Here is a 22,766-nt window from a genome sequence, read left to right on the forward strand (position 1 = left end):
CAAAGAATCAGTTCCCGGCACCATACGTGCCGGAAGGGGAAGGCGTCTTGCGCTTCTTGGGAGGAAAGATGAAGCTCAGGGGAGCATGCAGCAGGCGATAGAGCAGGGCCGAGTTGATGCGGCGGCGATCCACCTGCGGCACGTTGTGCGCCGCCACGGCGGTGCGGAAGGCAAAGTAGAAGCTCACGATGACGTTGATCGGGCCCACCAGCGCGACTCCTGCCAGTGCCAGCCAGAACTCCTGCTGATGCAGCACCGGTGCACCCAGTGTAAAGGCGGCCGCAGCCAGCTGTCCCGCTGCCAGCGTCACGTGGCGTACTTCCAGTCCCAGCCCGAAGAACAGTGCAATGGCAGGGGTCAGCCCCAGCATCAGGCCGAGCGAGATATTGGCGGCAAGCCCGGAGACATGATCGCGCATCCACTGCGCCAGCCGCCGCGCCCGATCCACCCCCAGCAGGCGGCGAAAGCGCGGATGGTGCGCCATGGCCGAATCGAGCCGGTGAAACACGAACCAGTTTTCCGTCCAGCCGGCAATGATGCTGGAGGCAAACAGCAAAGCACCGGTAAAGCCGGCAAACAGCACCGTCGGGCCGAACACATCGAGCGCCCCCATGGACGCCGTGGCTGTCTTCACCGGAATCATCGGCTGCCCCAGACCGTACTGCAGGGCCGCGGAGATCAGCAGCACACAGGGCACAACGGCCAGCAGGTTGCCGACAATGGCAATCACCTGCGAGCGGATCAGGTGCGAGACTTCGTCGACAAAGGCATCGACCGCATTGGGCTGGTCCATGGCCTTGAGTCGTGCCGCCAGGGCGGGCGCCGTCACCGCCGGCTGCTTGGTAGCAATCGTCCAGTGCAATAGCTGGATCAGCACGAAGATCAGCGCGTAGTTGATCCCGGCGACCAGCCCGCTCCAGAAGATCGACAGCGCCAGCGTCCCGATCAGGAACTTGAACCAGACGGCAAAGCCCATGGCAAAGCCGCCTCCCAGGGCATGGCCCAGCATCACGCGCCACTCGCGGAAGTTGCGCGTGATATAGGTTTCGCCGCTTTCGGCATGGCGCTCGGCCACCTTGGCGGCCGTCAGGTGGGAGCTGCTGCGGATCAGGTTGCGCACGCTGCGCCGCTCCTGTCCCACCATGATCAGACGGGCCACCAGCCGTGCCGTCGAATGCGCCGGGTTCTGGCTGAACAGGCAGTCCAGCAATTCGTTCACGCGCTGCACGCGGTCGCGCATCTGGCGCAGGCGGAACACGATGCCCACCGACACCCCTTGCTCGGCCAGATGGGCATACACCGTTCCCGCTGCGCGCCGGCAGTGGGCCAACTGTTCGCGCAGCAGTTCGGTCGCCGCCAGTGTTTCTGGGTGCTTCAGGCCGTGGATGCCGAGCTGTCGCGTCCAGGCATCCATGCTGTGCGCCAGATCATGAAAGGCGTGCTGCGTGTCGGCGTCATCGGCCATGCGCATGCGGATCTCGCTGGCGAAGCCGGTGGCGCCGATCTGGCTCACGCTGTACATGATGGCCTCGATCAACTCGTTCTGCCAGTAGCTGGCCACCGGCTGGCCCCAGGCGCTGGCCGTGGTGGCCAGCACGATGTGGGGCGGCGGGCTGACAGGCTCCCGGGCCGGCTCTTCCCACAGGCCGGGTTGCATTTCGAGCGCGGGCGGCCCCTGTTCCGGGGAGGCAAACAGCAGGCGCTGCGCATGCTGCAGCGTGGCCGGGTCGACGGCGCGAATCCACTGCGCATCGAAGGCCTGCGGAAACAACAGGTGGAACAGCTGCGACAGATCCGTGGTCTCCGGCGTTGGCGGCAGCCACTTGCGCAGCAGCCGGTGCCCCAGCTCGCTGGCAAACGCCGTGCGCGGCGCAAAGCCGTAATCCGCCAGCAGGGGGGTGGCATCCACATGCGTGATGAACTGCTGCCACCAGGCGCGCCAGCGCGGCGGCCAGTCCGGCATGCGGCCGACGGCTGCCAGAATCTGGCGCACGCGACCCACGGCCGCCTGCACATCCTGCGCATCGCCGCGAATCCATTCCAGCACGTCATGCAGCCACAGATGCCGCTCCACCTGGTCGGCATCCGGGTCGATGCGGCCAAGCAGGGCCTCGATCTCGATCTTGCGTGCTGCCATGCAGTCTCAATGCAGGGTGTGGGACTGCACCGGCGTGGAGCCGCCCTCGGGTGCCACCAGCGCAAACGGACCGATGGGCGCCTCGAAACGCTCGCCATCCACGGCCACGCAGAAATAGCTGCCACGCATTACGCCATGCGAGGTACGCAGCGGCGTGCCACTACTGTACTCGAACTTCTCGCCCGGCTTGAGCACCGGCTGGTAGCCCACCACTGCCAGGCCCTTTACCTGCTCCTCGCGCCCCTCGCCATCGGTGATGATCCAGTGGCGCGACACCACCTGCGCTGCCACCCGGCCCGTATTCGTGATCGTCACGTGATAGGCGAACACATAGCGATCGGCCGCCGGCTCTGACTCATCGGGCAGGTATTCCGGTTGGACCTCCACGGTCAGCTGGTAATCGGCATTGGGCGGGGTAGTGGTGAAATCTGGCATGGGCGCTATGGTAGCGGCAAAGCCTGACAGTCGTGCCGGACGCCCCCGCGATGCGCGACAATACCGGTCATGACCACCTACCGCATCGCCCCCTCCATCCTCTCGGCCGACTTTGCCCGTCTGGGCGAAGAGGTCCGCAACGTGATTGCCGCCGGCGCCGACTGGATCCATTTCGACGTGATGGACAACCATTACGTGCCCAACCTCACCTTCGGCCCCATGATCTGCCAGGCCATCAAGCCGCACGCCGTCACGCCCGACGGCAAGCCGGTGCCGATGGACGTGCACATGATGGTGCAGCCGGTCGATGCGCTGGCCCAGGCCTTCGCCCAGGCTGGCGCCGACCTGATCAGCTTCCATCCTGACGCCAGCAGCCACGTGCACCGCAGCATCCAGGCCATCAAGGGCGCCGGCTGCCAGGCGGGGCTGGTATTCAACCCGGCCGAGCCACTCGACGTGCTCGACTGGGTCATTGACGACATCGACCTGATCCTGCTGATGAGCGTCAACCCCGGCTTCGGCGGCCAGAGCTTCATCGACAGTGCGCTGCGCAAGATCGAGGCCGTGCGCAAGCGCATCGACGCCTGCGGCAAGGACATCCGGCTGGAGGTGGATGGCGGCATCAAGGCCGACAACATCCGCCGCGTGGCCGATGCCGGCGCCGACACCTTCGTGGCAGGCAGCGCCATCTTCGGCAAGCCCGACTACGCCGCCGTCATCGCCGACATGCGCAAGGCGCTGGCATGAGCGCGGACGTGCCGATGCCGTCCGTTTCCGCCACGCAACCTGCCACCGCCGTCCGCCTGCGCTGGCCCGGTGCCACGCAGGCGCTGGAAGTGCAGGCCGTCATGGTCGACCTGGACGGCACCATGGTCGACACCCTGGGCGATTTCGAGGTCGCGCTCAATCGCATGCTGGCCGAACTGCAGCTGCCGCCGGTGTCGCGCGACTTCATCAGCCGCACGGTCGGCAAGGGCTCCGAGCACCTGATCCGCAGCGTGCTGGCCGAGCAGATGCGCCAGGCCAGCCTGACCGCCTGCGACAGCAGCTGTCCCGCCACGCAGCCGGAAGCGCGTTATGAACAGGCCTGGCGCTCTTACCAGCGGTACTACGGCGTGATCAACGGCCAGTTTGCCGAGCCCTTCGCCGGTGTGCGCGAAGGCTTGCAGGCCCTGTATGCCGCCGGACTGCCCATGGCCTGCCTCACCAACAAGCCGCAGGCCCACGCCGAAGCGCTGCTCGAGGCGCTCGACCTGCGCCAGTACTTCCGCGTGGTGTTCGGTGGCGATGCCTTCCCGCGCAAGAAGCCCGATCCCATGCCCCTGCTCGAAACCGCCCGCGCACTCGGCACCGTGCCGGCTGTCACCCTGATGCTGGGCGACTCCAGCAACGACGCGCAAGCCGCACATGCTGCCGGCTGCCCGGTGCTGCTGCTGAGCTATGGCTACAACCATGGCCAGCCCGTGCGTGAAGTGCCGGCGGACGGCTATCTGGACAGTCTGATGGAGCTTGTGGTGGTGCCCCATGCTGCGGCGTAATGCGGCCGGCAGCCACCCAGCCAACCAGCGACTGCCAGGAGCGCCGACCACGGCACACACGGTTGCGGGAAAGCACCGCTGCATTGCGACAAAAAGTTTGCTAGACTGATCTGATGTTCATTCATCGAAACACCACCACAGGTTGCAGTGACCGGGGAGCCTGGCCCTGGCGTCCCTGCCATGCCTTTGGCGCGGCCTGAGCCGCGCCGGTGTTTCCTGCCCGATCCTGCCAAGGCCAGCGCAGACGGGCGCCATCCTCCGGGGCTGGCTGTCATCGTGGTGCACGATGCAGCCGCTAGCATGCAAGGCGATCTGCGCCTGCCTGCCGGTGTGCGCAACAGCCCCCAGCACAAGGTGAATCCTTCATGATGACTGAACTCGAATTCAACAGCCTGGTCGCCCAGGGTTACAACCGCATCCCGCTCATGCTCGAGGCCTTTGCCGACCTCGAGACACCGCTTTCCCTCTACCTCAAGCTGGCCCACGCCGAATATGGCGGCAGCAACAGCTTTCTGCTCGAATCGGTGGTGGGCGGCGAACGCTTCGGCCGCTACAGCTTCATCGGCCTGCCGGCGCGCACGCTGCTGCGTGCGACCGGCTTCGGCGCCGAAGCGAAAACCGAGGTCGTCACCGACGGCCAGGTGGTCGAAACCGCCACCGGCAATCCACTCGACTTCATTGCCAGCTACCAGCAGCGTTTCAAGGTCGCGCTGCGCCCGGGCATGCCGCGCTTCTGCGGCGGCCTGGCCGGCTATTTCGGCTACGACGCCGTGCGCTACATCGAGAAAAAGCTCGAAGCCTCCTGTCCGCCCGACGAACTCGGCACGCCCGACATCCTGCTGCTGCAATGCGAGGAAGTCGCAGTGATCGACAACCTTTCCGGCAAGCTCTACCTGCTGGTCTACATCGATCCCAAGCAGCCCGAAGCCTTCAACCGCGGCAAGCTGCGCCTGCGTGAACTCAAGGACCGCCTGGCCCAGCCCGCCATCGCGCCGCCCGCCGGCATCTTCAAGAGCGAGCCGATCGAGCGCAACTTTGCCAAGGACGACTACCTCGCTGCCGTGCAGCGCGCCAAGGACCTGATCGCCGCCGGCGACTTCATGCAGGTCCAGGTCGGCCAGCGTCTGAAAAAGCGCTTCGCCGCGCACCCGCTCAACCTGTACCGCGCGCTACGCTCGCTCAACCCGAGCCCCTACATGTACTACTACCACTTCGGCGATTTCCAGGTGGTAGGCGCCTCGCCCGAGATCCTGGTGCGGCACGAGCACGCGGCCGACAGCACGCAGACCCTCACCATCCGCCCGCTCGCCGGCACGCGCCCGCGCGGCGCCACGCCCGAAGCCGATCTGGCGGCTGAACAGGAACTGGTCAACGATCCCAAGGAGCGCGCCGAGCACGTCATGCTGATCGACCTGGCGCGCAACGACATCGGCCGCATCGCCACCACGGGCTCGGTGCAGGTCACCGAAGCCTTCGTGGTCGAGCGCTACAGCCACGTGATGCATATCGTGAGCAACGTGCAGGGCACGCTGCAGGACGGCATGAGCAATATGGACGTGCTGCGCGCCACCTTCCCGGCCGGCACGCTCACCGGTGCGCCCAAGGTGCACGCGATGGAGCTGATCGACGAGCTCGAACCCGTCAAGCGCGGCATCTATGGCGGCGCCTGCGGTTACCTGAGCTATGCCGGCGACATGGACGTGGCCATCGCCATCCGCACCGCCATCGTCAAGGACGGCATGCTGTACGTGCAGGCCTCCGCCGGAGTGGTCGCCGACAGCATTCCCGAGATGGAGTGGAAAGAAACCGAACACAAGTCGCGCGCCCTGATGCGCGCGGCCGAACTGGTCGAGGAGGGCCTGCAATGAGCGACAAGACCAAGGTCCTGATGGTGGACAACTACGACAGCTTCACTTACAACATTGTTCAGTATTTCGGCGAGCTGGGCGCCGAGGTGATCGTGCACCGCAACGACGAAATCACGTTGGAGCAACTCGATGCACTCTTCCAGCAAGGCGCGTTCGACCGCCTCTGCATCTCGCCCGGCCCCTGTTCGCCGAACGAGGCAGGCGTGTCCGTCCCGGCGATCCAGCACTTCGCCGGCAAGCTGCCCATTCTTGGCGTCTGTCTCGGCCACCAGTCCATTGGCGCAGCTTTCGGCGGCACCATCATCCGTGCGCAGGAGTTGATGCACGGCAAGACCAGCGTCATCACCACCACGCAGACCGGCGTGTTCCGCAACCTGCCGCGCCGTTTCACCGTCAACCGCTACCACTCGCTGTCGATCGAACGCGCCAGCCTGCCGGCAGAGCTGGAAATCACCGCCTGGACCGACGACGGCGAAATCATGGGCGTGCGCCACAGGACGCTGGACATCGAAGGCGTCCAGTTCCACCCCGAAAGCATATTGACCGAGCACGGCCACGCCATGCTCAAGAATTTCCTGGAGCGAGCATGATCAAGCCAGTCCACATCACCCCGCAGGAAGCCCTGCAGCGCACCATCGAACACCGCGAAATCTTCCATGACGAGATGCTGAGCCTGATGCGCCAGATCATGACCGGAGAAATTTCGCCGGTCATGACGGCCGCCATCATGACCGGCCTGCGCGTGAAAAAGGAAACTATCGGCGAGATCAGCGCGGCCGCCAAGGTCATGCGCGAGTTCTCCAGCAAGGTGCAGATCGACGACAAGACGCATCTGGTCGACATCGTCGGCACCGGCGGCGACGGCGCCCAGACCTTCAACATCTCCACCTGCGCCATGTTCGTGGCGGCGGCCGCCGGTGCGCGCATCAGCAAGCATGGCGGGCGCAGCGTCAGCAGCAAGTCGGGCAGCGCCGACGTGATCGAGGCACTGGGCGCCAGCCTGGACATGACGCCGGCCGACATCGCGCGCAGCGTGCAGGAAACCGGCATCGGCTTCATGTTCGCGCCCAACCACCATCCCGCCATGATGCACGTGGCCCCGGTGCGGCGCGAACTGGGCGTGCGCACCATTTTCAACATTCTCGGCCCGCTCACCAACCCGGCCGATGCCCCCAACATCCTGATGGGCGTCTTCCACGCCGACCTGGTCGGCATCCAGGTGCGCGTGCTGGAAAAGCTGGGTGCGGAACACGCCATCGTGGTCTATGGCCGCGACAACCTGGACGAGATCAGCCTGGGCGCCGCCACCCTGGTGGGCGAACTCAGGAACGGCGTGGTGACCGAGTACGAGATCCACCCCGAAGACTTTGGCCTGACCATGCGCAGCACGCGTGCCCTGCAGGTGAAAACGCCCGAGGAGTCGCGCCAGATGCTGGTTGGCGTGCTGGAGGGGCGGGAGGGCGCGCCACGCGACGTGGTGCTGATGAACGCCGGCATGGCGCTGTACGCTGCCAACGTGGCCGAAAGCATGGAGCAGGGCATCGAAATGGCGCGCAAGGCGATCGATTCCGGCGCCGCCCGCGCCAGGCTCGACCAGTTCGTCAAGCTCAGCTGCGAACTGTCCAAGGTGCTGTAAGCATGCCGGCCTGGATGCAGGCCGATGGCGCCTGGATCGCCTTTGCGGTCACTGCCATCACCATTGTGGCCGCCATCGTCATGCACCGGGTCATCCTCAAGGTGCTGCATACGCCGCCACCTGATTCTCCCGAAGAACCCGACAAGAACTAGACATGTCCGATATCCTGCAGAAAATCGTTTCCGTCAAGCATGAAGAGGTGGCGGCCGCCCTCAAGAAGAAATCGCTGGCCGAGATGCGTGCCGATGCCGAAAGCCGCGTGCTCACGCGCGACTTTGCCGGCGCCATGCGCGCGAAGATCGCGGCCGGCCAGCCCGCCATCATTGCCGAAGTGAAGAAGGCCAGCCCGTCCAAGGGGATCATCCGCGAGGACTTCATTCCGGCCGACATCGCACAGAGCTATGCGGAGGGCGATGGCAAGCTCTCCGCCGCCTGCCTGTCGGTACTGACCGACCGCCAGTTCTTCCAGGGCTGCAACGACTACCTCAAGCAGGCCCGCGCCAGCTGCGACCTGCCCGTGCTGCGCAAGGACTTCATGGTGGACCCCTACCAGATCTACGAGGCGCGCAGCATTGGTGCCGATTGCATCCTGTTGATTGCCGCCTGCCTGGATGATGCGCAGATGCGCGACTTCGCCCGCATCGCGCACGACCTGGACATGGCGGTGCTGGTCGAGGTGCATGACGAGGCCGAAATGGAACGTGCGCGCAAGGTGGCCGCCGAGGCGCGCCAGCCCGACAAGCTGCTGCTCGGCGTCAACAATCGCAACCTGCGCACCTTCGAAGTCGACATCCAGACAACGATTCGCCTCAGGCAGGGGCTGCCGGCAGAACAGCTGCTGGTTGCCGAAAGCGGCATCCAGACGCGTGAAGACGTGCAAGTGTTGCGCGAAGCCGGCATCCAGGCCTTTCTGGTGGGAGAAAGTTTCATGCGGGCCGAAGAACCGGGGCTGGCTCTGGCACAATTGTTCGCCTGACGCGAACGCCACGTGTCACTGCGGCAAGCGATGATTTCGAAAAAATTCGGAACGCTTGTAAAAACGCAAAAAACCGTGGCATAATTCGAGTCTTGCTGTGGAGAGGTGGCCGAGTGGTTAATGGCAGCAGACTGTAAATCTGCCCTCTTACGAGTACGCTGGTTCGAATCCAGCCCTCTCCACCACAGTTTTGATGCAGAGTGCGGCGCTGCCGCGGCTTGAGGGTTAGGCTCTGGCGCCATCAAGTGCGCGGGAGTAGTTCAATGGTAGAACCTTAGCCTTCCAAGCTAATGACGCGGGTTCGATTCCCGTCTCCCGCTCCAGACGGTCTGCAGCAGAGTTGTTATCCAGTGCGAATTTCGCCCATGTGGCTCAGTGGTAGAGCACTCCCTTGGTAAGGGAGAGGTCGCGGGTCCGATTCCCGCCATGGGCACCATTCATGGCTTGTGCTAGCATGCCGTGGTTTCTTACCTCAACACACACTAGTTTTTCGGAGTCGAAAAAATGGCCAAGGAAAAGTTTGAACGGACCAAGCCGCACGTGAACGTCGGCACCATCGGTCACGTGGACCACGGCAAGACCACCCTGACTGCGGCGATCGCCACGGTGCTGTCCAAGAAGTTCGGCGGCGAAGCGCGTGACTACAGCCAGATCGACAACGCGCCCGAAGAGAAGGCACGCGGCATCACGATCAACACCTCGCACGTCGAGTACGAGACGGCCAACCGCCACTACGCGCACGTTGACTGCCCCGGCCACGCCGACTACGTGAAGAACATGATTACCGGTGCTGCCCAGATGGACGGCGCCATTCTGGTGTGCTCCGCCGCTGACGGCCCGATGCCCCAGACCCGCGAACACATCCTGCTGTCCCGCCAGGTGGGCGTGCCCTACATCATCGTGTTCCTGAACAAGTGCGACATGGTTGATGACGCCGAGCTGCTGGAACTGGTCGAGATGGAAGTGCGCGAACTGCTGAGCAAGTACGACTTCCCCGGCGACGACACCCCCATCATCAAGGGTTCTGCCAAGCTGGCGCTGGAAGGCGACACGGGCGAGCTGGGCGAAGGCGCCATCATGCAGCTGGCCGAGGCGCTGGACTCCTACATCCCCGCTCCCGAGCGTGCTGTTGACGGTGCGTTCCTGATGCCGGTGGAAGACGTGTTCTCCATCTCCGGCCGCGGTACCGTTGTGACCGGTCGCGTCGAGCGCGGCATCATCAAGGTCGGCGAGGAAATCGAGATCGTCGGTATCAAGGAAACCCAGAAGACGACCTGCACGGGCGTGGAAATGTTCCGCAAGCTGCTGGATCAGGGCCAGGCTGGCGACAACGTGGGTATCCTGCTGCGCGGCACCAAGCGTGAAGACGTCGAGCGCGGCCAGGTGCTGTGCAAGCCGGGCTCCATCAAGCCGCACACCGAGTTCACCGCCGAGGTGTATGTTCTGTCCAAGGACGAAGGTGGCCGTCACACGCCGTTCTTCAACAACTACCGTCCGCAGTTCTACTTCCGCACCACCGACGTGACTGGCGCCATCGAGCTGCCGGCCGACAAGGAAATGGTGATGCCGGGTGACAACGTGTCGATCACCGTCAAGCTGATCGCCCCGATCGCCATGGAAGAAGGTCTGCGTTTCGCCATCCGCGAAGGCGGCCGTACCGTCGGCGCCGGCGTTGTTGCCAAGATCATCGCGTAAGGTGATTTGTAGGGGTATAGCTCAATTGGCAGAGCGTCGGTCTCCAAAACCGAAGGTTGGGGGTTCGATTCCCTCTGCCCCTGCCACATAATCTGTGGTAAATAGGTAAAGCCCGCTCCGTGCGGGCTTTACTGTCTTGTCTTTCTGGGCTACAATATTTGGCTTCGCCTCTCGTAGGCTTGCCACGCGCATCTGCTGCGCGCTGCGCCCGAATCCAGGAATAGTGGAATTGCCTCATGGCTACATCTCAGGTTGAAACGGTTACCACGGGTGCCGACAAAGCCAAGCTTGCAGTGGCGTTGCTGCTGGTGCTGGCGGGTTTCGTTGCCTATTTCATGCTTGCGCCGCAGGGCGTCTATGCCCAGTGGGGTGCACTGATTGTTGGCGTGCTGGCGGGTGTGGCGGTGTTCCTGCAGTCGGCGGCCGGCAAGGGTCTGGTCGATTTCGGTCGCGAGGCCATGCGCGAGCTGCGCAAGGTGGTGTGGCCGACCCGCAAGGAGGCTACGCAGACCACCATGTTCGTGTTTGCGTTTGCGCTGGTGATGTCGCTGTTCCTGTGGCTGACGGACAAGACCCTCGAGTGGGTGTTGTACAGCCTGGTGCTGGGTTGGAGGTAAGTCATGTCTGAGAACCAAATGCTGGAAGCAGCTGCCAATCCCGATTTCCGCTGGTACGTCGTGCAGGCGTATTCCGGCATGGAGCGCGCTGTGGAGCGCAACATCCGCGAGCGCATTGCGCGTGCGGGCATGGAAGCCAAGTTCGGTCGCATCCTGGTGCCGACCGAAGAAGTGGTCGAAGTCAAGAACGGCCAGAAGAAGACGACCGAGCGCAAGTTCTTTCCGGGCTATGTGCTGGTCGAGATGATCATGGACGACGATGCCTGGCATCTGGTCAAGCAGACCAGCAAGGTTACGGGCTTCGTCGGTGGTGCGCGCAACCGTCCGGTGCCGATTTCCCAGGCTGATGTGCAGAAGATCGTCAGCCAGATGCAGGAAGGCAGCGAGAAGCCGCGCCACAAGGTGGAATTCGAAGTGGGCGAAATGGTGCGTGTCAAGGAAGGTCCGTTTGCGGACTTCAACGGCAGCATCGAGGAAGTCAACTACGAGAAGAACAAGCTGCGTGTGTCCGTCACCATCTTTGGTCGCGCCACGCCGGTCGAGCTGGAGTTTTCCCAGATCGAGAAGACCTGACCGGTCTGCAAGTTTTCGGGTGCTGCGTTTCTGGTCCGCGCAGTACCGTCATTGAAGGATCGTAACCCCGGGGAGCCTGCAAACACAGGCGTTATCACCCGCAAGGAGAAATAGCATGGCGAAGAAAATCGTCGGCTTTATCAAGCTGCAAGTGCCGGCTGGCAAAGCCAACCCGTCGCCGCCGATTGGTCCCGCTCTGGGCCAGCGCGGTCTGAACATCATGGAATTCTGCAAGGCGTTCAACGCCCAGACCCAGGGCGTCGAGCCCGGTCTGCCGCTGCCGGTGGTGATTACCGCCTTCGCGGACAAGAGCTTCACGTTCATCATCAAGACCCCTCCGGCTGCCACCCTGATCAAGAAGGCCATCAAGCTGGACAAGGGCTCCGCCAAGCCGCATACCGACAAGGTTGGCAAGATCACCCGCGAGCAGCTGGAAGAAATCGCCAAGACCAAGATGAAGGATCTGACTGCCGCCGATCTGGATGCCGCCGTGCGTACCATCGCTGGCTCCGCCCGTTCCATGGGCGTGACTGTGGAGGGTGTGTGACATGGCCAAGCTGACCAAGAAACAGAAAGCCTTCGAAGGCAAGGTGGAAGCCACCAAGCTGTACGCCATCGCTGATGCGCTGGCTCTGGTGAAAGAGTGCGCCAACGCCAAGTTCGATGAATCCATCGACGTGGCCGTGCAGCTGGGCGTGGACGCCAAGAAATCCGACCAGGTGGTGCGTGGCGCCGTCGTGATGCCCAACGGCACCGGCAAGACCAAGCGCGTTGCCGTGTTCGCCCAGGGTGCCAAGGCTGAAGAAGCCAAGGCTGCTGGCGCCGACGTGGTGGGCATGGACGACCTGGCCGCCGAAGTCAAGGCCGGCAACATGCCGTTCGACGTGGTCATCGCTGCTCCCGACGCCATGCGCGTGGTGGGTACGCTGGGCCAGATCCTGGGCCCGCGCGGCCTGATGCCGAACCCCAAGGTCGGCACCGTGACTCCCGATGTCGCTACCGCTGTCAAGAACGCCAAGGCTGGCCAGGTCCAGTTCCGCGTTGACAAGGCCGGCATCATCCACGGCACCATCGGTCGTCGTTCCTTCGACGACGAGAAGCTGCAGGGCAACCTGCTGGCGCTGATCGAGGCCCTGAACAAGGCCAAGCCGGCTTCCAGCAAGGGCGTCTACCTGCGCAAGGTGGCTGTGTCCTCTACCATGGGTGTTGGCGTTCGCGTCGATACCCAGTCCCTGACGGCTTAATCGCCAGGGCAAAAAATTTGCGCCGGGCAACCGGCGCATGTGGTGGGTCGCGGTGGACGCAAGTCTGCTGCGGGTCATCCAAGACCGTTGGCGTGCCGGCAGTTGAGGCACTTAATTCATCAGCCAACGCAGATGGCGATCCCGCACCAGAAGGATTTCGCCTTGCAGGTTTCGGCCTGCAGGCACCTGAAAGTGAGTTGGTCGCTGCAACAAGGGCGTGTGCCGGAGTTTTTCCGGTGCACATATTAAGGAGTAGATCTTGAGTCTCAATCGCAGTGAGAAGGAAGCGGTCATCAGCGAAGTGACCGAACTCGCCGCTAAAGCTCAAACGCTCGTGATGGCGGAATACCGTGGCATCACGGTGGCCCAGATGACCGAGCTGCGCAACCAGGCACGCAGCAACGGCGTGACGCTGAGCGTGTTGAAGAACACGCTGGCTCGCCGTGCAGTGGCTGGCAGCAGCTTTGAATCGGCCGCCGAGCAGATGACCGGTCCGCTGATCTATGGCTTTTCCGAAGACGCAGTTGCCGCCGCCAAGGTGGTAGCCGATTTCGCCAAGACCAACGACAAGCTGGTCATCCGTGGCGGCGTGTACGACGGCAAGGCTCTGGATGCCAACGGCGTTAAGCAACTGGCCAGCATTCCTACCAAGGAAGTCCTGCTGTCCCAGCTGTGTGGCTTGCTCATGTCGCCCGTCTCGCGCACCGCGCGCGTGCTGGCGGCTCTGGCAGAGAAAAAAGGCGAACCGGCTGCCGCATAAGGCGCTGGCGTTCGACGCACCAATTCATTATTTAGGAAAAACAAAATGGCATTCGATAAAGACGCATTTTTGACCGCCCTGGACACGATGTCGGTCATGGAACTCAACGAGCTGGTGAAAGCCATCGAAGAGAAGTTTGGCGTGAGCGCAGCTGCCATGGCTGCTCCCGCTGCTGGTGGCGCTGCTGGCGGTGCTGCTGCTGCTGAAGAGAAGACCGATTTCGATCTGGTCCTGACCGAAGCTGGCGCCCAGAAGGTTGGCGTCATCAAGGTGGTGCGCGAGATCACCGGCCTGGGCCTGAAAGAAGCCAAGGACCTGGTGGACGGCGCTCCCAAGACCATCAAGGAAGCCATGCCCAAGGCCGACGCAGAAGCCGCTCAGAAGAAGCTGGTGGAAGCTGGCGCCAAGGCAGAACTCAAGTAATTGGGTTTTTCCGGGGCTGGAACGCCTGCAAGGGTGTTCCAGCCTTTGGTGTTTCTGTCTTGCAGCGGATTTGCAGTGCCGGAATCCGCAGCCGGACAGTCAGAACACACCTTCAAGTGCAGCCATCACGAGGCCCATGCCGGATGTGCTTGAACGTGTCTTCTGTTCCCGATGGCGGAAGACCCTTGGTTCGGGTTGCGTGCAACGCGCAACCGTCTGCCAATGGCTGGTAGGGGCCAGCCACCAAGCTTTGCCGGGCAAGCGCAGCCCGGTCCCACATTCGAGGAAAGACTGAGGACAAAGTCCTTGCCGCCCACGTCTTCACCTGGAGAGTTCATGTCTTACACCTATACCGAACGCAAACGCATCCGCAAGAGTTTCGGCAGCCGCGACAGCGTGCTGAAGATCCCGTATCTGCTGCAAATGCAGCGCGACGCCTATACGGCGTTCCTGCAGAAGGATGTGCCGCCCCAGAAACGCAAGCCGGAAGGCCTGCAGGCCGCGTTCGAATCGGCATTCCCCATTGTCTCCCACAATGGCTATGTCGAGATGAAGTTCATCGAGTACAACCTGGCCAAGCCCGCGTTCGACGTGCGCGAGTGCCAGACGCGTGGCCTGAGCTTCGGCTCCGCCGTGCGTGCCCGCGTGCAGCTGATCATCTATGACCGCGACGCATCCACCGCCCAGTCCAAGGTGGTGAAGGAAGTGAAGGAGCAGGAAGTCTACATGGGCGAAGTGCCCCTGATGACCGACAAGGGCTCCTTCATCATCAACGGTACCGAGCGCGTGATCGTGTCCCAGCTGCACCGTTCGCCCGGCGTGTTCTTCGAACACGACAAGGGCAAGACGCACAGCTCGGGCAAGCTGCTGTTCAGCGCGCGCATCATTCCCTACCGCGGCTCCTGGCTGGACTTCGAATTCGATCCGAAGGACATCCTGTACTTCCGTGTCGACCGTCGTCGCAAGATGCCGGTCACCATCCTGCTCAAGGCCATCGGCCTGAACCCCGAACAGATCCTGGCCAACTTCTTCGTCAACGACCACTTCCGCCTGATGGACAGCGGCGCCCAGATGGAGCTGGTGCCCGAGCGTCTGAAGGGTGAGGTTGCCCGTTTCGACATCACGGACAAGGATGGCAAGGTCATCGTGGCCAAGGACAAGCGCATCACCGCGCGCCACATCCGCGACCTGGAAGCCGGCAAGACCAGCCACATCAGCGTGCCCGAGGACTTCCTGCTGGGTCGCGTCGTTGCCAACAACATCATCGACGAGGAAACCGGCGAAATCATCGCCAAGGCCAACGACGAGCTGACCGAAGCGCTGCTGAAGAAGCTGCGTGAAGCCGGCGTGCAGGACATCGCCGCCATCTTCACCAACGAGCTGGATCAGGGCGCCTACATCAGCCAGACCCTGCGCACCGACGACACGGCCGACGAGTTTGCCGCGCGCGTGGCCATCTACCGCATGATGCGCCCCGGCGAGCCGCCGACGGAAGACGCCGTGCAGGCGCTGTTCCACCGCCTGTTCTACAGCGAGGACAGCTACGACCTGTCGCGTGTGGGCCGCATGAAGTTCAACGCCCGCATTGGCCGCGATGAAGCCGAAGGCGCCATGGTGCTGTCCAACGAGGACATCATGGCCGTGGTCAAGACGCTGGTCGACCTGCGCAACGGCCGAGGCGAAGTCGACGACATCGACCACCTGGGCAACCGCCGCGTGCGCTGCGTGGGCGAACTGGCCGAGAACCAGTTCCGCACCGGCCTGGCACGTATCGAGAAGGCCGTGAAGGAGCGTCTGGGCCAGGCCGAGCAAGAGCCGCTGATGCCGCATGACCTGATCAACTCCAAGCCGATTTCTGCGGCCCTGAAGGAGTTCTTCGGTGCGTCCCAGCTGAGCCAGTTCATGGACCAGACCAACCCGCTGTCCGAGATCACGCACAAGCGCCGTGTCTCCGCACTGGGCCCGGGCGGTCTGACGCGCGAGCGCGCCGGCTTCGAGGTGCGTGACGTGCACGTGACCCACTACGGCCGCGTCTGCCCGATCGAAACGCCGGAAGGCCCGAACATCGGTCTGATCAACTCGCTGGCGCTGTACGCCCAGCTGAACGAATACGGTTTCATCGAAACCCCGTACCGCCGCGTGGTGGACGGCAAGGTGACGAATGACGTCGACTACCTGTCCGCCATCGAGGAAGGCAAGTACGTCATCGCCCAGGCCAACGCCGAGCTGGATGCCGAAGGCCGTCTGAGCGGCGAACTGGTGTCTGCCCGCGAAAAAGGTGAATCCATCCTGATCGATCCGTCCGCCGTGCAGTACATGGACGTGTCGCCCGCGCAGATCGCCTCCGTGGCCGCTGCCCTGGTGCCGTTCCTGGAGCACGATGACGCGAACCGCGCACTGATGGGCGCCAACATGTCGCGTCAGGCCGTGCCCGTGCTGCGTCCCGAGAAGCCGATGGTGGGTACCGGCATCGAGCGCGTGGCTGCTGTCGACTCCGGCACCGTGGTGACGGCGCAGCGTGGCGGCGTGGTGGACTATGTCGACGGCACCCGCATCGTGGTGCGCGTGAACGACAACGAAGCCGTGGCCGGTGAAGTGGGTGTGGACATCTACAACCTGATCAAGTACCAGCGTTCCAACCAGAACACCAACATCCACCAGCGTCCGATCGTCCAGCGCGGCGACGTGCTGGCAAAGGGTGATGTGATCGCCGACGGCGCGTCGACCGACCTGGGCGAGATCGCCATCGGCCAGAACATGCTGATCGCCTTCATGCCCTGGAACGGCTACAACTTCGAGGACTCGATCCTGATCAGCGAGCGCGTGGTGGCCGATGACCGCTACACCTCCATCCACATCGAGGAACTGGTGGTGATGGCGCGCGACACCAAGCTGGGTGCCGAGGAAATCACGCGCGATATCCCGAACCTGAGCGAAGTGCAGCTGAACCGTCTGGACGACTCCGGCATCATCTACGTGGGCGCGGAAGTGAATCCCGGCGACGTGCTGGTGGGCAAGGTCACGCCCAAGGGCGAGACCACGCTGACGCCGGAAGAGAAGCTGCTGCGCGCGATCTTCGGCGAGAAGGCTTCCGACGTGAAGGACACCTCGCTGCGTGTGGATCAGGGCTCCAGCGGTACCGTGATCGACGTGCAGGTGTTCACCCGTGAAGGCATCCAGCGCGACAAGCGTGCCCAGCAGATCATCGACGACGAACTGAAGCGTTTCCGTCTGGACCTGAACGACCAGATGCGCATCGTGGAAGCCGATGCCATGGACCGTCTGCGCAAGATCCTGATCGGCAAGACCGCCAACGGCGGCCCGCAGAAGCTGGCCCGTGGCAGCACCATCGAGGCGGCTTACCTGGATGCACTGGACAAGTACCACTGGTTCGACATCCGTCCGGCCGACGAGTCCGTCGCCGACCAACTGGAAAGCATCAAGAAGTCGCTGGAAGCCACGCGCCACAACTTCGATCTGGCCTTCGAAGAGAAGCGCAAGAAGCTGACGCAGGGCGATGAGCTGCCCGCCGGCGTGCTGAAGATGGTCAAGGTCTACCTGGCCGTCAAGCGCCGCCTGCAACCGGGTGACAAGATGGCCGGCCGCCACGGCAACAAGGGCGTGGTCTCCAAGATCCTGCCGGTGGAAGACATGCCGTACATGGCCGACGGTACTCCGTGCGACATCGTGCTGAACCCGCTGGGCGTGCCCTCGCGCATGAACATCGGCCAGGTGCTGGAAGTGCACCTGGGCTGGGCCGGCAAGGGCATTGGCCAGCGCATCGGCGACATGCTGCAGGAAAACGCCAAGGCAGCCGAAGTGCGCGCCTACCTGGAAGACGTCTACAACCGCTCGGGCCGCAAGGAAACCCTGGCAAATCTGAGCGATGACGAACTGCTGAGCATGGCCAAAAACCTGACGGGCGGCATGCCGTTCGCCACGCCGGTGTTCGACGGTGCTTCCGAAGCGGAAATCCGCGACATGCTGAAGGTGGCCTATCCGGACGACGTGGCGCAGGCCAAGGGTCTGACCGAGAGCCGTACCCAGGCCTGGCTGCATGACGGCCGTACCGGCGAGCGCTTCGAGCGCCCGACCACCATCGGCTACATGCACTACCTGAAGCTGCACCACCTGGTGGACGACAAGATGCACGCACGCTCGACCGGCCCGTACTCGCTGGTGACGCAACAGCCGCTGGGCGGCAAGGCCCAGTTCGGTGGCCAGCGTTTCGGTGAGATGGAAGTGTGGGCGCTGGAGGCCTATGGCGCCAGCTACGTGCTGCAGGAAATGCTGACCGTGAAGTCGGACGACGTGCAGGGCCGTACCAAGGTGTACGAGAACATCGTCAAGGGCGAGCACGCCATCGATGCCGGCATGCCGGAATCTTTCAACGTGCTGGTCAAGGAAATCCGCTCGCTGGGTATCGATATCGAACTGGAACGCGGCTGATCGAGGCAGGGCGGCGCGAGGCGCTGCCCGCTGTCATCCCCCGTTCCCGTTTCGAATCCGTTTTAGGAAAGAGTCACCATGAAATCATTGCTCGACCTGTTCAAACAAATCAAGCCCGATGAGCATTTCGATGCCATCAAGATCGGCCTGGCATCGCCCGAGAAAATCCGTTCCTGGTCCTTCGGCGAAGTGAAGAAGCCCGAGACCATCAACTACCGTACCTTCAAGCCCGAGCGTGACGGCCTGTTCTGCGCCAAGATCTTCGGCCCCATCAAGGACTACGAGTGCCTGTGCGGCAAGTACAAGCGCCTGAAGCACCGCGGCGTGATCTGCGAGAAGTGCGGCGTGGAAGTGACCCAGACCAAGGTGCGCCGCGAGCGCATGGGCCACATCGACCTGGCTGCGCCCTGTGCCCACATCTGGTTCCTGAAGAGCCTGCCGTCCCGTCTGGGCCTGGTGCTCGACATGACGCTGCGCGACATCGAGCGCGTGCTGTACTTCGAAGCGTACGTCGTGACCGATCCCGGCATGACCCCGCTGAAGAAGTTCAGCATCATGTCCGAGGACGACTATGACAAGAACGTCATGGAATACGGCGACGAATTCCAGGCCAAGATGGGTGCCGAGGGCATCAAGGAACTGCTCGAGAACATGGACATCGAGTCCGAGATCGAGCGCCTGCGTGGCGACCTGACCGGCTCCGAAGTCAAGGTCAAGAAGAATGCGAAGCGCCTGAAGGTGCTGGAAGCATTCAAGAAGTCCGGCATCAAGCCCGAGTGGATGATCATGGAAGTGCTGCCGGTGCTGCCGCCGGACCTGCGTCCGCTGGTTCCGCTGGATGGCGGCCGCTTCGCCACCTCCGACCTGAACGACCTGTACCGCCGCGTCATCAACCGCAACAGCCGTCTGCGTCGTCTGCTGGAACTGAAGGCTCCGGAAATCATCGCGCGCAACGAGAAGCGCATGCTGCAGGAGTCCGTGGACAGCCTGCTGGACAACGGCCGCCGTGGCAAGGCCATGACGGGCGCCAACAAGCGCGCGCTCAAGTCGCTGGCCGACATGATCAAGGGCAAGAGCGGCCGCTTCCGCCAGAACCTTCTGGGCAAGCGCGTCGACTACTCCGGCCGCTCCGTGATTACCGTGGGCCCGACCCTGAAGCTGCACCAGTGCGGTCTGCCCAAGCTGATGGCGCTGGAGCTGTTCAAGCCCTTCATCTTTGCCCGTCTGGAAGCCATGGGCATCGCCACCACCATCAAGGCGGCGAAGAAGGAAGTCGAGAACAACAACCCGATCGTCTGGGACATCCTGGAAGAGGTCATCAAGGAGCACCCGGTTCTGCTGAACCGTGCGCCGACGCTGCACCGTCTGGGTATCCAGGCCTTTGAGCCGATCCTGATCGAAGGCAAGGCCATCCAGCTGCACCCGCTGGTCTGTTCCGCGTTCAACGCCGACTTCGACGGTGACCAGATGGCCGTGCACGTACCGCTGTCCGTCGAGGCGCAGCTGGAAGCGCGTACCCTGATGCTGGCATCGAACAACGTGCTGTTCCCCGCTTCGGGCGAACCGTCCATCGTGCCGTCGCAGGATATGGTGCTGGGTCTGTACTACACGACCCGCGAGCGCATCAACGGCAAGGGCGAAGGCATGGTGTTTGCCGACATCGGCGAAGTCGAGCGTGCCCTGGAAGCCAAGGAAGTGGAACTCACCAGCCGCATCAGCGTGCGTCTGACCGAGTACAGCAAGGACAAGGCCACCGGCGAGTTCATTCCGTCCACCAAGCTGGTCGAAACCACCGTGGGCCGTGCGCTGCTGAGCGAAATCCTGCCCAAGGGCCTGCCGTTCAGCGTGCTGGACAAGCCGCTGAAGAAAAAGGAAATCTCCAAGCTGATCAACAGCTCGTTCCGCAAGTGCGGCCTGAAGGAAACCGTGGTGTTTGCCGACAAGCTGCTGCAGAACGGTTTCCGTCTGGCGACCAAGGCCGGCATCTCCATCTCCATTGGCGACATGCTGGTGCCGCCGGAAAAGGCCGAGATCATCGGCCGCGCCGAAGCGGAAGTGAAGGAGATCCAGCAGCAGTACGCTTCCGGTCTGGTGACCGCGGGCGAGCGCTACAACAAGGTGGTGGACATCTGGGGCAAGGCCGGTGACGACGTCTCCAAGGTGATGATGAGCCAGCTGGCCAAGCAGAAGACCACCGACCGCCACGGCAAGGAAGTGGACCAGGAGTCTTTCAACTCCATCTACATGATGGCCGACTCCGGCGCGCGGGGCTCTGCAGCCCAGATCCGTCAGCTGGCGGGCATGCGAGGCCTGATGGCCAAGCCGGACGGCTCGATTATCGAGACGCCGATTACCGCGAACTTCCGCGAAGGCCTGAACGTGCTGCAGTACTTCATCTCGACGCACGGTGCCCGTAAGGGTCTGGCGGATACGGCACTGAAGACGGCCAACTCGGGTTACCTGACCCGCCGTCTGGTGGACGTGACGCAGGATCTGGTCGTGACCGAAGAGGATTGCGGTACCCATGACGGCCAGGTGATGCGCGCCATCGTCGAAGGCGGTGAGGTGATCGAATCGCTGCGCGAGCGTATCCTGGGCCGTTCCGCGGCCGACGACGTGCTGCACCCCGAAACGCAGGAAGTGGTGACCAAGGCCGGCGAGATGTTCGACGAGGACATGATCGACGCCCTGGAAGCCGCCGGCGTGGACGAGGTGAAGGTGCGCACCGCACTGACCTGCGAAACGCGCTTCGGCCTGTGCGCCAAGTGCTACGGCCGCGACCTGGGCCGCGGTGGCCTGGTGAACGTCGGTGAGGCGGTCGGCGTGATTGCCGCCCAGTCCATCGGTGAACCGGGTACCCAGCTGACCATGCGTACCTTCCACATCGGTGGTGCGGCATCGCGTGCAGCCATTGCCAGCAGCGTGGAAGCGCGCTCCAACGGCTACATCGGCTTCAACTCGACCATGCGTTACGTGAGCAACAGCAAGGGCGACCTGGTGGTGATTTCACGTTCCGGCGAGATCATCATCGTGGACGACAACGGCCGCGAGCGCGAGCGTCACAAGGTGCCCTATGGTGCCATCCTGTCGATCAAGCCCGACCAGCAGGTCAAGGCCGGTACCATCCTGGCCAACTGGGATCCGCTGACCCGCCCGATCATTACCGAATACGCCGGTCAGGTGAAGTTCGAGAACATCGAGGAAGGCCTGACGGTGGCCAAGCAGGTCGACGAAGTGACCGGCCTGTCCACGCTGGTGGTGATCGATCCGAAGCGCCGCGGCTCCACCAAGGTGGTGCGCCCGCAGGTGAAGCTGATCGACGCCGAAGGCAAGGAAGTGAAGATTCCGGGCACCGACCACTCCGTGACCATCGGCTTCCAGGTGGGCGCGCTGATTCAGGTGCGCGACGACCAGGAAGTGGGCCCCGGCGAAGTGCTGGCGCGTATCCCGATGGAAGGCCAGAAGACCCGCGACATCGTGGGTGGTCTGCCGCGCGTGGCCGAGTTGTTCGAAGCCCGTACGCCGAAAGACAAGGGCGTGCTGGCAGAGATGACCGGTACCATCTCCTTCGGCAAGGAAACCAAGGGCAAGGTGCGTCTGCAGATCACCGATCCGGAAGGCAAGGTCTGGGAAGAACTGGTGCCCAAGGAGAAGAACATCCTGGTGCACGAAGGCCAGGTGGTGAACAAGGGCGAGAGCATCGTCGACGGTCCGGCCGATCCGCAGGACATCCTGCGCCTGCTGGGCATCGAGGAACTGGCACGCTACATCGTGGACGAAGTGCAGGACGTGTACCGCCTGCAGGGTGTGAAGATCAACGACAAGCACATCGAGGTGATCGTGCGCCAGATGCTGCGTCGTGTCGTGGTCGAGAACCCGGGCGACTCCAGCTACATCGCCGGTGAACAGGTCGAGCGCAGCGAGATGCTGAACACCAACGACGCCCTGCGCGCCGAGGAAAAGATGCCTGCTACCTACAGCAACCTGCTGCTGGGTATCACCAAGGCATCGCTGTCCACCGACTCGTTCATCTCCGCCGCTTCCTTCCAGGAAACCACGCGCGTGCTGACCGAGGCTGCCATCATGGGCAAGCGCGACGAGCTGCGTGGCCTGAAGGAAAACGTGATCGTGGGTCGTCTGATCCCGGCCGGTACCGGCATGGCCTACCACCAGGCACGCAAGGCCAAGGACGAGATGGACGAGGCCGAGCGCCGCGCCATCGCCGAGGCCGAAGAGCTGTCGCTGCAGGAAGCCATGGAAGCGGCCGAGTCCGGCGACGCGGCTCCGGCTTCCGACGCGCCGGTGGCTGACGGTTCGGAAGACTGATGGCGCGGGCCGCACGGTGTTGACTGTCGCGGCCCTGCCTGCTACCGGATGACGGATGTCATATCCCCGACCCGGGTTGCTGCGGCAGC

The 22,766-nt window shown here is 63.2% G+C and carries 18 protein-coding genes and 4 tRNA genes; 20 read left to right on the forward strand and 2 right to left on the reverse strand.

Going from position 1 to position 22,766, the window contains the following annotated elements:
- Positions 1–7: 7 nt before the first annotated feature.
- Positions 8–2,137 carry a site-specific recombinase gene (locus ACX36O_RS01970; protein ID WP_213358661.1) on the reverse strand — a complete coding sequence of 710 codons (2,130 nt, stop codon included), beginning with the start codon at positions 2,135–2,137 and terminating at the stop codon, positions 8–10.
- A 6-nt stretch (positions 2,138–2,143) separates the two neighbouring features.
- Positions 2,144–2,572, reverse strand: a complete 429-nt coding sequence (gene apaG, locus ACX36O_RS01975) for a Co2+/Mg2+ efflux protein ApaG (RefSeq protein ID WP_371686572.1) — start codon at positions 2,570–2,572, stop codon at positions 2,144–2,146.
- Positions 2,573–2,641: 69 nt separating this feature from the next.
- Between apaG and rpe the strand changes: the two genes are divergently transcribed.
- The 20 genes from rpe (at position 2,642) to rpoC (ending at position 22,677) form a co-directional block, all read left to right on the forward strand.
- On the forward strand, positions 2,642–3,319 hold the full coding sequence (gene rpe / locus ACX36O_RS01980) for a ribulose-phosphate 3-epimerase (RefSeq protein ID WP_213358665.1): 678 nt from the start codon (positions 2,642–2,644) through the stop codon (positions 3,317–3,319).
- Positions 3,316–4,110 carry a phosphoglycolate phosphatase gene (gene gph / locus ACX36O_RS01985; protein WP_371686571.1) on the forward strand — a complete coding sequence of 265 codons (795 nt, stop codon included), beginning with the start codon at positions 3,316–3,318 and terminating at the stop codon, positions 4,108–4,110. Before rpe ends, gph begins: the two co-directional genes overlap by 4 nt.
- Positions 4,111–4,475: 365 nt before the next feature.
- Positions 4,476–5,978 (forward strand): anthranilate synthase component I, encoded by a 1,503-nt coding sequence (gene trpE / locus ACX36O_RS01990; protein ID WP_371698533.1) that lies wholly within the window; start codon positions 4,476–4,478, stop codon positions 5,976–5,978.
- Complete coding sequence (locus ACX36O_RS01995; protein ID WP_250130944.1) at positions 5,975–6,568, forward strand: anthranilate synthase component II; 594 nt, start codon at positions 5,975–5,977, stop codon at positions 6,566–6,568. The genes trpE and ACX36O_RS01995 overlap by 4 nt, the downstream gene beginning before the upstream one ends.
- Positions 6,565–7,614: an anthranilate phosphoribosyltransferase gene (gene trpD, locus ACX36O_RS02000; protein WP_371686570.1), complete on the forward strand. Its 1,050-nt coding sequence runs from the start codon at positions 6,565–6,567 to the stop codon at positions 7,612–7,614. The genes ACX36O_RS01995 and trpD overlap by 4 nt, the downstream gene beginning before the upstream one ends.
- Positions 7,615–7,616: 2 nt before the next feature.
- Positions 7,617–7,766, forward strand: a complete 150-nt coding sequence (locus ACX36O_RS02005) for a hypothetical protein (RefSeq protein WP_213358671.1) — start codon at positions 7,617–7,619, stop codon at positions 7,764–7,766.
- Between the two features lie 2 nt (positions 7,767–7,768).
- Complete coding sequence (gene trpC / locus ACX36O_RS02010; RefSeq protein ID WP_371686569.1) at positions 7,769–8,590, forward strand: indole-3-glycerol phosphate synthase TrpC; 822 nt, start codon at positions 7,769–7,771, stop codon at positions 8,588–8,590.
- A 99-nt stretch (positions 8,591–8,689) separates the two neighbouring features.
- Positions 8,690–8,775 (forward strand) — tRNA-Tyr (locus ACX36O_RS02015).
- 64 nt (positions 8,776–8,839) lie between these two features.
- Positions 8,840–8,913 (forward strand) — tRNA-Gly (locus ACX36O_RS02020).
- 38 nt (positions 8,914–8,951) lie between these two features.
- A tRNA-Thr gene (locus ACX36O_RS02025) sits at positions 8,952–9,026 on the forward strand.
- A 68-nt stretch (positions 9,027–9,094) separates the two neighbouring features.
- Entirely contained in the window at positions 9,095–10,285 is a 1,191-nt protein-coding gene (gene tuf / locus ACX36O_RS02030; RefSeq protein WP_091815611.1) for an elongation factor Tu, read from the forward strand.
- 10 nt (positions 10,286–10,295) lie between these two features.
- A tRNA-Trp gene (locus tag ACX36O_RS02035) sits at positions 10,296–10,371 on the forward strand.
- Positions 10,372–10,521: 150 nt separating this feature from the next.
- Positions 10,522–10,902 carry a preprotein translocase subunit SecE gene (gene secE, locus ACX36O_RS02040; RefSeq protein WP_091815613.1) on the forward strand — a complete coding sequence of 127 codons (381 nt, stop codon included), beginning with the start codon at positions 10,522–10,524 and terminating at the stop codon, positions 10,900–10,902.
- 3 nt (positions 10,903–10,905) lie between these two features.
- Complete coding sequence (gene nusG / locus ACX36O_RS02045) at positions 10,906–11,475, forward strand: transcription termination/antitermination protein NusG (RefSeq protein WP_091815616.1); 570 nt, start codon at positions 10,906–10,908, stop codon at positions 11,473–11,475.
- A 115-nt stretch (positions 11,476–11,590) separates the two neighbouring features.
- Complete coding sequence (gene rplK / locus ACX36O_RS02050) at positions 11,591–12,022, forward strand: 50S ribosomal protein L11 (protein WP_091815619.1); 432 nt, start codon at positions 11,591–11,593, stop codon at positions 12,020–12,022.
- 1 nt (position 12,023) lies between these two features.
- Complete coding sequence (gene rplA / locus ACX36O_RS02055; protein WP_323030505.1) at positions 12,024–12,719, forward strand: 50S ribosomal protein L1; 696 nt, start codon at positions 12,024–12,026, stop codon at positions 12,717–12,719.
- 259 nt (positions 12,720–12,978) lie between these two features.
- Positions 12,979–13,479 (forward strand): 50S ribosomal protein L10, encoded by a 501-nt coding sequence (gene rplJ / locus ACX36O_RS02060; RefSeq protein ID WP_091815624.1) that lies wholly within the window; start codon positions 12,979–12,981, stop codon positions 13,477–13,479.
- Between the two features lie 45 nt (positions 13,480–13,524).
- Positions 13,525–13,902: a 50S ribosomal protein L7/L12 gene (gene rplL / locus ACX36O_RS02065; protein ID WP_091815627.1), complete on the forward strand. Its 378-nt coding sequence runs from the start codon at positions 13,525–13,527 to the stop codon at positions 13,900–13,902.
- Positions 13,903–14,238: 336 nt separating this feature from the next.
- On the forward strand, positions 14,239–18,351 hold the full coding sequence (gene rpoB / locus ACX36O_RS02070) for a DNA-directed RNA polymerase subunit beta (protein WP_091815629.1): 4,113 nt from the start codon (positions 14,239–14,241) through the stop codon (positions 18,349–18,351).
- Positions 18,352–18,429: 78 nt separating this feature from the next.
- A complete protein-coding gene (gene rpoC / locus ACX36O_RS02075) occupies positions 18,430–22,677 on the forward strand; it encodes a DNA-directed RNA polymerase subunit beta' (protein WP_488359993.1) in 4,248 nt (1,415 codons plus the stop codon).
- Positions 22,678–22,766 lie beyond the last annotated feature (89 nt).

Source organism: Brachymonas sp. KE5 (genome assembly GCF_057773645.1).

Bases quoted from the DNA above. Each gene is read 5' to 3' on its own strand.
- ACX36O_RS01970 (WP_213358661.1), bottom strand. From the start codon at position 2,137: ATGGCAGCACGCAAGATCGAGATCGAGGCCCTGCTTGGCCGCATCGAC.
- apaG (WP_371686572.1), bottom strand. From the start codon at position 2,572: ATGCCAGATTTCACCACTACCCCGCCCAATGCCGATTACCAGCTGACC.
- rpe (WP_213358665.1), top strand. From the start codon at position 2,642: ATGACCACCTACCGCATCGCCCCCTCCATCCTCTCGGCCGACTTTGCC.
- gph (WP_371686571.1), top strand. From the start codon at position 3,316: ATGAGCGCGGACGTGCCGATGCCGTCCGTTTCCGCCACGCAACCTGCC.
- trpE (WP_371698533.1), top strand. From the start codon at position 4,476: ATGATGACTGAACTCGAATTCAACAGCCTGGTCGCCCAGGGTTACAAC.
- ACX36O_RS01995 (WP_250130944.1), top strand. From the start codon at position 5,975: ATGAGCGACAAGACCAAGGTCCTGATGGTGGACAACTACGACAGCTTC.
- trpD (WP_371686570.1), top strand. From the start codon at position 6,565: ATGATCAAGCCAGTCCACATCACCCCGCAGGAAGCCCTGCAGCGCACC.
- ACX36O_RS02005 (WP_213358671.1), top strand. From the start codon at position 7,617: ATGCCGGCCTGGATGCAGGCCGATGGCGCCTGGATCGCCTTTGCGGTC.
- trpC (WP_371686569.1), top strand. From the start codon at position 7,769: ATGTCCGATATCCTGCAGAAAATCGTTTCCGTCAAGCATGAAGAGGTG.
- tuf (WP_091815611.1), top strand. From the start codon at position 9,095: ATGGCCAAGGAAAAGTTTGAACGGACCAAGCCGCACGTGAACGTCGGC.
- secE (WP_091815613.1), top strand. From the start codon at position 10,522: ATGGCTACATCTCAGGTTGAAACGGTTACCACGGGTGCCGACAAAGCC.
- nusG (WP_091815616.1), top strand. From the start codon at position 10,906: ATGTCTGAGAACCAAATGCTGGAAGCAGCTGCCAATCCCGATTTCCGC.
- rplK (WP_091815619.1), top strand. From the start codon at position 11,591: ATGGCGAAGAAAATCGTCGGCTTTATCAAGCTGCAAGTGCCGGCTGGC.
- rplA (WP_323030505.1), top strand. From the start codon at position 12,024: ATGGCCAAGCTGACCAAGAAACAGAAAGCCTTCGAAGGCAAGGTGGAA.
- rplL (WP_091815627.1), top strand. From the start codon at position 13,525: ATGGCATTCGATAAAGACGCATTTTTGACCGCCCTGGACACGATGTCG.
- rpoB (WP_091815629.1), top strand. From the start codon at position 14,239: ATGTCTTACACCTATACCGAACGCAAACGCATCCGCAAGAGTTTCGGC.
- rpoC (WP_488359993.1), top strand. From the start codon at position 18,430: ATGAAATCATTGCTCGACCTGTTCAAACAAATCAAGCCCGATGAGCAT.